At 67.2% G+C, this 8,074-nt stretch carries 6 protein-coding genes; 3 read left to right on the forward strand and 3 right to left on the reverse strand.

From position 1 onward, the window contains the following. Positions 1-34: 34 nt before the first annotated feature. The 3 genes from ON45_RS17510 to ON45_RS17520 are packed head-to-tail and all read right to left on the reverse strand — an operon-like array spanning position 35 to position 4,106. Positions 35-2,647, reverse strand: coding sequence for a xanthine dehydrogenase family protein molybdopterin-binding subunit (locus ON45_RS17510; protein ID WP_051063302.1), 2,613 nt, complete (start codon positions 2,645-2,647; stop codon positions 35-37). Beyond that, the gene (locus tag ON45_RS17515; protein ID WP_083915120.1) at positions 2,644-3,231 is read right to left on the reverse strand and encodes a (2Fe-2S)-binding protein; all 588 of its coding nucleotides are present in this window, start codon (positions 3,229-3,231) and stop codon (positions 2,644-2,646) included. The genes ON45_RS17510 and ON45_RS17515 overlap by 4 nt, the downstream gene beginning before the upstream one ends. Beyond that, positions 3,228-4,106: an FAD binding domain-containing protein gene (locus ON45_RS17520; RefSeq protein ID WP_040495574.1), complete on the reverse strand. Its 879-nt coding sequence runs from the start codon at positions 4,104-4,106 to the stop codon at positions 3,228-3,230. Before ON45_RS17520 ends, ON45_RS17515 begins: the two co-directional genes overlap by 4 nt. Positions 4,107-4,259: 153 nt before the next feature. Between ON45_RS17520 and ON45_RS21805 the strand changes: the two genes are divergently transcribed. From ON45_RS21805 to ON45_RS17535, 3 genes are read left to right on the forward strand one after another with little or no spacing between them, the layout of a single operon-like run. After that, positions 4,260-4,907: a TetR/AcrR family transcriptional regulator gene (locus ON45_RS21805; protein ID WP_148288749.1), complete on the forward strand. Its 648-nt coding sequence runs from the start codon at positions 4,260-4,262 to the stop codon at positions 4,905-4,907. Beyond that, entirely contained in the window at positions 4,904-7,177 is a 2,274-nt protein-coding gene (locus ON45_RS17530; protein WP_040495570.1) for an arylsulfatase, read from the forward strand. Before ON45_RS21805 ends, ON45_RS17530 begins: the two co-directional genes overlap by 4 nt. Beyond that, positions 7,174-8,037 carry a ribonuclease Z gene (locus ON45_RS17535; RefSeq protein ID WP_040495571.1) on the forward strand — a complete coding sequence of 288 codons (864 nt, stop codon included), beginning with the start codon at positions 7,174-7,176 and terminating at the stop codon, positions 8,035-8,037. The genes ON45_RS17530 and ON45_RS17535 overlap by 4 nt, the downstream gene beginning before the upstream one ends. Positions 8,038-8,074 lie beyond the last annotated feature (37 nt).

The raw sequence follows: 8,074 nt of genomic DNA on the forward strand, positions 1-8,074 counted from the left end.
CCATCGGGTGTCAGACACCCGATGGCACGCCGAGTCAGTCGCGGGGGATGACGCCGGCGAGTTCGAGGATGGTGCTCGGTGGGAGGTACTGCGACGTGATCCGTGCGGTCGGGCCGAGGGCGTTCTCGATCGCGTTGGTGATCGCGGCCGGCGCGCCGATCATTCCGCCTTCGCCCACACCGCGGAAGTCGTTGTCGCCACCGGGTGACAACGTCTCCATGTGATGCACCTCGATCTCGGGGATCTCCATCGCCGTCGGGATCAGGTAGTCCATGTAGGTCGCCGACTGGAGGTTCGCGTCCTCGTCGTACGTCGCCTTCTCGTACAACACGGCACCGATGCCTTGCGCGACGCCGCCGCGGACCTGGCCGTCGACGATCGCCGGGTTGATGATCGGACCGCAGTCCTCGACGACGAGGTAGCGCGGGAAGGCGACCTTGCCGGTGTCGAGGTCGATGTCGACGATGCACGCGTGCGTGGCGACCGACCAACCACCGTCGCCCTTGCCGCGATACCCGTGGGTGACGTCGAACGCGACCTCTGATCCGTCGGTCGTGGACGCGAGAACATCGGTCGCGAGTTCCGCGTAGGTGATCCCGCGCGCCGGCACCCCGGCGACGTGGATGTTGCCGTCGACGATCTCGATGTCGGCAGCGTCCGCTTCGAGCATCTTCGCTGCAGCGTCGATGACCTGCTGGCGGACTTCGCGCGCGGCGTACTTCATTGCCCCGCCGCCGATCGGTCCACCACGACTCCCGCCGGTTCCGAGGATGCTGAACGGAGTACGACGGGTGTCGCCGAACACGACCGTGACCGCGTCGATCGGAACGCCGAGTTCGTCGGCGACGATCTGCGCGTACGTCGTCTCATGGCTCTGACCGTGTGGCATCTGCGACGTGTAGACGACGATCGTGCCGTCGGCCTGGATCGTCGCCTGCGCCTCCTCGTTCAACATCACGTCGTTCCCCGGCGAGACGTAGTCCCAGTACCGGGGCGGTCCGGGCGCCGCTTCGTGGTAGCAGGCGATCCCGATCCCGAGTCGGTGGTTGCGCTGGTACGCGGCTGCCCGATCGCGTGAGAACGCATCCATGTCGATGAGTTCGAGCGCTCGTTCGAGTGTCTTCTTCGTCGACATCGTCTCGTCGACCGCGGGACCGGTGAGCATCGCCGTCGGCATCTGCTCTTCGCCGATCAGGTTCTTCAAGCGGACCTCGGTGGGCGTCATCCCGAGTGAGCGCGCGACGATGTCGATCATCCGCTCGCGCGCCCACGTCTCGTTCGCCCAGGGGCCGCGGTACGCGACGTACTTGCCTTTGTTCGTGGCGACGATGCGTGACCGCATCTCGAACGCGTCCCACGCGTAGGAGCCGGGGAACATCACCTTCATGATCCGGGTGGCCAGCGGCGCACCCACCGGGAAACCGGGGTACGCGCCCTGGTCGACGACGAGGTCGACGCGCAGGCCGCGGAACGTGCCGTCGTTGTCCACTGCGATCGACAGCGTGAGGTCCTCCTCGCGCGCCTGGCCGCCGTCCATCAGATTCTCGACACGGTCCTCGATCCAGCGAACCGACCGACCGAGTTCGGAGGCGGCCGCGATGAGCGCGATGTCCTCGCGGGCGATTGCGCCCTTCGACCCGAAACCGCCCCCGATGTCGTCGGCGACCACCGTCGGGTAGTCGTCCTTGCCGAGCAGGCCGAGGCCGATCGCGTTGGCGTGCTTGAGCAGTGACTTGTCGGCCTTGAGCTGGCTCTTCATGCCGTCGTTGTCCTGGGCCTTGAGGCCGTCGGCATTGGCTCCGAGGAACTCCTTGGCCCCGCTCAGGAAGCCCGATCGGCGCTGCTTGTTGGTCACGATCTCCTTCAAGGACGATCGCACCGGCCGTTTTCCGGTGAGCGCGGCGCCCATCCAACGCAGCATGTGACTCGACTGCGTGGCGTTGCGGATCGTCAGGTGCCCGGTGTCCGGGTCGACCTCGACCAGGCTCCCGCGGGTCTCCATCGGTTGGTTCGACTGACGCGGGCACGACAGGCGCTCGGTGATCACCCGGTCGGCGCTCGCGAACACGGCATCGACGTCGGATGACTGCGCGTCAGCGCCACCCGCGGTCGTGAACGTGTCGGTGTGGTCGTAGAGCACGTTGCCGTTCGCCTTCGGCCACAACGCGGGTTTCGTCGTCGACAGCCCGTCGGCGATCGTGGCGACCGATTCCAACGGCTCGTATTCGACGTCGATCAGCTCGATCGCGTCCTCGGCCAAGTAGCGCGACTCGGCGATCACCAGAGCCACCGGATCGCCAACCATGCGGACCGTCTCGGAACTGAGTCCGTAGAAGAGCGGGGTGTAGAGGTCGGGCAGCATGCCGAACGGCGGGAACGGGTGAGTGATCTCCTCGATCTCGGCGCCGGTGATCACAGCGACCACACCGGGCGCGCGGCGGGCTGCCTCGACGTCGATCGACTCGATGCGCGCGTGCGCGAGTGGGCTGCGGAGGAAGACGGCTTGCAGGACACCATCGGGAGCGACGTCGGCGACGTAGCGGCCCTGGCCGCGGAGCAGTCGGTCGTCCTCGACGCGCTTGACGCTCTGTCCGACGAGCCCGCTGGAGTTCGCCGGGGTGTCGTTGGTCGGCTCGGTGATCGTCATGACGTCGCTCCTTCCGCGTCGTCGTCGGTCTTCGTGTCCGCATCGTCGGAGCGCATGATCTCGACCGCCCGCTCCACGCCGGCGATGATCGACTGGTACCCCGTGCAGCGACAGAGGTTCCCGCTGAGCTCCTCGCGGATCTCGGCGTTGGTCGGTTCGGGATTCTCGTCGAGGAGTGCGACCGCGCTCATGAGGAACCCGGGGGAGCAGAACGCGCACTGGAAGCCGTGGGCGTCCATCATCGCCTGTTGAATCGGGTGGAGCGTCCCGTCCGGTCGGGCGAGTCCCTCGATCGTCGTCACCTCGCTGCCCTCGGCCTGGCCGGCCAACATGAGGCACGAGCGCGCCGGCTGTCCGTCGACGAGCACGGTGCACGCGCCACACACGCCGTGTTCGCAGCCGAGGTGTGTGCCGGTGAGTGCGATGTCTTCACGGATGACGTCGCTCAGCGTGCGGCGGGCCTCGACCCGGACCTGCTGCGCGGCACCGTTGACCGTGAACGCGAGGTCGATCACCGAGCCCCCGGCGGTCTCCTCGGACGCGAGCCGGGCGTTGGATTCGGCGGTCTGGGGGCTGGCGCTCATGAGGGGACTCCGATCGTGGCGACGGCGGCTTCGAGACCCTGGCGGGTGAGGGTGCTCGCGAGGTGTTTGCGGTAGGCGGTGGTGCCGTGGATGTCTGCGGGCGGGTTCAGTTCCGAGGCGACGATCTGCGCCGCCGATGCGAACGTCTTGGCGTTCGCACGCGCACCCAGGAGGATGTCCTCGGCGGTCGGAACACGAATCGCGGTGGATGCCGCGCCGAAGAACGCCAGCGCGGCGTTGGTGATGATGTCGCCGGCATCGATCTCGAGTCGAGCGACCAACCCGACGAGGGCGTAGTCACCATGGCGCCGAGCGACCTCGACGACCGATCCCACCGCGTCGGAGGGCCAGGCCGGGAACGTGACCTCGGTGAGGATCTCGTCGGCGCGCAGCGCGGTGTCGAGGTATCCCTCGAAGAAGTCGCGAGCGGCGATCTCGCGCCGACCGGACGCTGACGTCGCGACGAGCGTTGCGCCGGTCGCGAGCACGACGGCGGGCATCTCGGCCGCCGGGTCACCGTGGGCGATGCTGCCGAGCACGGTGCCTCGGGTGCGGATCGCGCGGTGCGCGACCCACGGCATCGTCGCCGCGATGAGCGGCTGATGCTCGGCCACGTCGGCCGAGGTGTTCGCCTGTTCGTGGCGGACGAGTGCACCCAGCGTGACGGAACGGTCGTCGTGGACCGTGATGTCCGACAAACCCGGGATCCGGCCGATGTCGATGATGTGGTCGGGCCGACCCATCCGCAAGCCCATCAGCGGGATGAGACTCTGGCCCCCGGCGAGAATCTTCGCGTCGTCGCCGTGCTCGGCGAGCAAGCTCAGCGCAGCGTCCAGCGTGTCGGGTCGGTGATAGGTGAACGGTGGTGCTTTCACATCGGTCCTCGGTGGTCGGCTGGACGGATCGGTCGCTCCCATCCTTGTCGCGATCGGGTCGGCGCGTGCAAAGGTTCGCCCGAACTCCGCATGCCGGACAGAGTGTTGCGACTTCGACTCGCATTTGTTTGGTCAGCGATGTATCATCCGCGGATGGGAGATGCCACGAACGGCGACGGGCGCCGTGCGCGGCGCGAGCGCAATCGCCTCGCGGTGATCGACGCGATGTTCTCGCTCGTTCAGGAGGGCGAGCTTCCTCCGACTGTCGAGGACGTGGCCGCGCGTGCCGGGGTGTCGGTGTCGTCGGTGTTCCGCAACTTCGACGGTCTGCCCGACCTCCAACGACAGGCACTCGACTCCTTCGAGTCACGGTTCGAGCATCTGTTCGTGGTGGACGATGCCGCGAGCGACCGGGACGTGCGGGTTCGGTCACACGTGTCGGCGCGGGTCGAACTCTGCGAACAGGCCGGCGGCCTGATCCGGATCGCGCGTGCCCGGTCGCTCGATCACGACACGATCCTGGCGGGAGCGTCGCGCCTCCGTTCCCGAATGGCAGACCAGACCCGGCAGCGTTTCGCGTCCGAGGTCTCCGCGCTCCCACGGGTTGCAGGGTCGAACCTCGTGGCGCTGATCGACGGGATCACCTCACCCGAGATGTTCGAGCTGATGACCTCCGTCCATTCCCGTTCTCCACGGCAGGTGACGACATCGTGGGTGATGGCGCTCGATGCCCTGCTCACCGAGAATGTCCATCGGTGCCTGGCGCCAGCGGACGTTTCTGTCGCGGAGGTCCCATCGTGAGTCGGCCCTCGCGATTCGAGGGGGCGATCGGGCGGACCGTAGCGGAATCGGAACCCTGGTTCGACGAGCCACCGCATCCGGGCGACACCGCACCGAACGTGGTGATCGTCCTGCTCGACGACACCGGCTTCGCGCAGTTGGGGTGCTACGGATCCGACATCGACACGCCGAACATCGACGCACTCGCGGCGGACGGGCTTCAGTTCACCAACTTCCACGTGACGCCGCTGTGCTCGCCGACGCGGGCGTCGCTGCTCACGGGACGATCACAGCACGCGGTGGGCATGCGTGCGGTGTCGAACTTCCGCACCGGCTTCCCGAACCAACTCGGCCACATCAGCAACCACGCAGCAACCGTCGCCGAGGTCCTCGGAGCGGAAGGGTATGCGACGTTCTGCGTGGGCAAGTGGCACCTCGCGCCGATGGAGCAGTGCTCGGCGGCCGGTCCGTTCGACCAGTGGCCGCTGGCGCGCGGGTTCGATCGGTTCTACGGGTTCCTCGAAGGTGAGACCGACCAGTTCCATCCCGATCTGGTGTGTGACAACCATCCGATCGAGCCGCCGGGCGGCCCCGACGACGGCTACCACCTCAGCGAGGACATGGTCGACCATCTGATGCGGATGATCAGCGACAGCAAGGGGGTGCGGCCGGATCGCCCGTTCTTCGCGTACGTGCCCTTCGGCGCGACCCATGCTCCGCATCAGGCTCCCGAGGCGTATCTCGACAAGTACCGGGGACGGTACGACGAAGGATGGGATGTCGTTCGGGAGCGTTGGTTCCAGCGCCAGCTCGAACTCGGCGTGATCCCGCCCGGCACCGAACTCGCGCCGCGCAACCCCGGCGTCGACGCGTGGGACGATCTTCCCGAGAATCAGCGACGGCTGGCCGCGCGGTTGCAGGAGGCGTTCGCGGCGTTCCTCGATCACACCGACGACCAGATCGGGCGCCTCGTCGACGGGCTCCGGCGAATGGGCGAGTTGGACGACACGATCTTCGTGGTGCTCGCCGACAACGGCGCGTCGCAGGAGGGCGGTCCGTTCGGGGTGATGCACGAGATGAAGTTCTTCAACGGGATCCTCGAGACCCCCGACGAAGCGATCGACCGGATCGACGACATCGGTGGTCCGCACAGCCACACCAACTACCCGTGGGGATGGGCGCAGTGCGGCAACTCGCCCTTCAAGTGGTACAAGCAGAACACGCACGAAGGCGGTGTACACGTTCCGATGGTCGTGCACGCACCGTCACACATTCCGGCCGACGCCCGCGGGTTGCGCGATCAGTTCGTCAACGTCGCCGACATCGTGCCCACGATCTACGAGCTCGTCGGGATCGAGCCGCCCGAGGTGTTCCGCGGCATCGAACAGTTGCCGGTGACCGGTGTGTCGTTCGCGTCGGCCTGCGCCGACGCCTCGGCATCGTCGACCAACACCCTCCAGTACTTCGAGATGGGCGGCAGTCGCGCGCTCGTCCATCGGGTCGACGGCGTGTGGTGGAAGGCCGTCTGCAAGCATGCACCCGGCGGCGACTACGACACCGAGCCCTGGGAGTTGTATCGCCTCGGCGACGACTGGTCGGAGTGCCATGACCTCGCCGACGCCGACCCCGCGATGCTCGAGCGCTTGATCGAGCTGTGGTGGCAGGAGGCGGAGCGTCACGGCGTGCTCCCCCTCGATGACCGGATGGTCGAGCTCTTCGGTGCGCGGTTCCGTCCGAACTCGCCGCATCCCGAAGACCGGCGTTACGTCTACCGCCCTCCGATGTCGCCGATGCCGGGTCAGGCGTCGGCAGCGATCGGGGGTCGAGCGTTCGACCTCACCGCGCGGGTGACCCGGCGAGCCGGCGACGGTGGGGTGGTGTACGCGTCGGGAACCGAGAACTCCGGGCTGACGGTGTTCGTCCAGAACGATCGCCTCGTCATCGACTACAACGCGTTCGACGCTCACACGGTTCTCGAGTCCGACGTCGAGATCCCACCCGGTGATGCGACGCTCGGCGTCGCCCTGCGGCGCGGTCCGGGGACGAGCGGGTCGATGGCCCTCACCGTCAACGGCGTTCCTGCGGGATCGGCCCACCTCGAGCTGTTCATGCGGATGATGTCGTCCGTCGGTCCCAGCGTGGGATACGACCACGGTTCGGCCGTGTCCGACCGCTACGAAGCACCCTTCGCGTTCACCGGCGAGCTGCACGAAGTCGAGATCCAACTCCTCAGCCGTCAGGATGCTGAGACCCGAGACGCCGAAGCTGCGGCAGAAATGAGTCGACAATGAGCCTGTCCGTGACGTTGCTGGGAACCGGGTCGCCGATGCCGTCGCCCGATCGTGCGGGGCCGGCGACGCTGATCTCGGCCGGCGATGGCGATGACGCCGAGCACTACCTGGTCGACGCGGGCCGTGGAGTTCTGATGCGTCTCGCGGCGCTGGGTCTCGGTGCGCCGAACCTGACGGCGGTGCTGATCACCCACCTGCACAGCGATCACATCACCGACCTCAACGATGTGATCACGACGCGCTGGGTGATGACGTTCACCGAGACGCCGCTGACGATCGTCGGTCCCGTCGGGACGCAGGCGGTCGTCGACCATCTTCTCGCATCGCTCGACCCCGACATCGAGTACCGGATCGCGCATCACGAGGATCTCGATCATCGTCCCCCGGTGACGGTGATCGAGGTGACCGATGGTGCGATCGAGCTGCCGTCGGGCCAAGGTGGTGGCGTGACGATCTCCTGTGGCCAGACCGATCACAAGCCCGTCGAGCCCAGTGTCGGTTTCCGCTTCGGCCGTGAGGGGGCCAGTGTCGTCGTCGCCGGTGACACGGTGCCCTGTGATGGTCTCGACGCGCTGTGTGCGGGAGCCGATGCGTTGGTCCACACCGCCATCCGCAAGGACATCATTGCGAACGTTCCCGTGCCGCGGATGCAGGACACACTCGACTACCACTCCTCTCCCGAGCAAGCGGCCCAGACCGCTGCGAAGGCGGGCCTCGCCACGTTGATCCTCACGCACTACGTGCCACCGATGCCGATCAGCGGGACCGAGGACGACTGGCGAACCCTCGCCGCCGAGCACTTCGCCGGCACGATCGAACTCGGCGACGACCTGCACCGCGTCGAGATCCACCCCCGATGACCAGCCGTGCCATCGGGTGTCAGACACCGGTTGGCAC

The organism is Ilumatobacter nonamiensis YM16-303, from assembly GCF_000350145.1.
Lineage (GTDB): Bacteria > Actinomycetota > Acidimicrobiia > Acidimicrobiales > Ilumatobacteraceae > Ilumatobacter_A > Ilumatobacter_A nonamiensis.

What these genes read in the sequence shown, in the direction of transcription:
- ON45_RS17510 (WP_051063302.1), bottom strand. Translation starts at nt 2,647, where the DNA reads ATGACGATCACCGAGCCGACCAACGACACCCCGGCGAACTCCAGCGGG.
- ON45_RS21805 (WP_148288749.1), top strand. Translation starts at nt 4,260, where the DNA reads ATGGGAGATGCCACGAACGGCGACGGGCGCCGTGCGCGGCGCGAGCGC.
- ON45_RS17515 (WP_083915120.1), bottom strand. Translation starts at nt 3,231, where the DNA reads ATGAGCGCCAGCCCCCAGACCGCCGAATCCAACGCCCGGCTCGCGTCC.
- ON45_RS17535 (WP_040495571.1), top strand. Translation starts at nt 7,174, where the DNA reads ATGAGCCTGTCCGTGACGTTGCTGGGAACCGGGTCGCCGATGCCGTCG.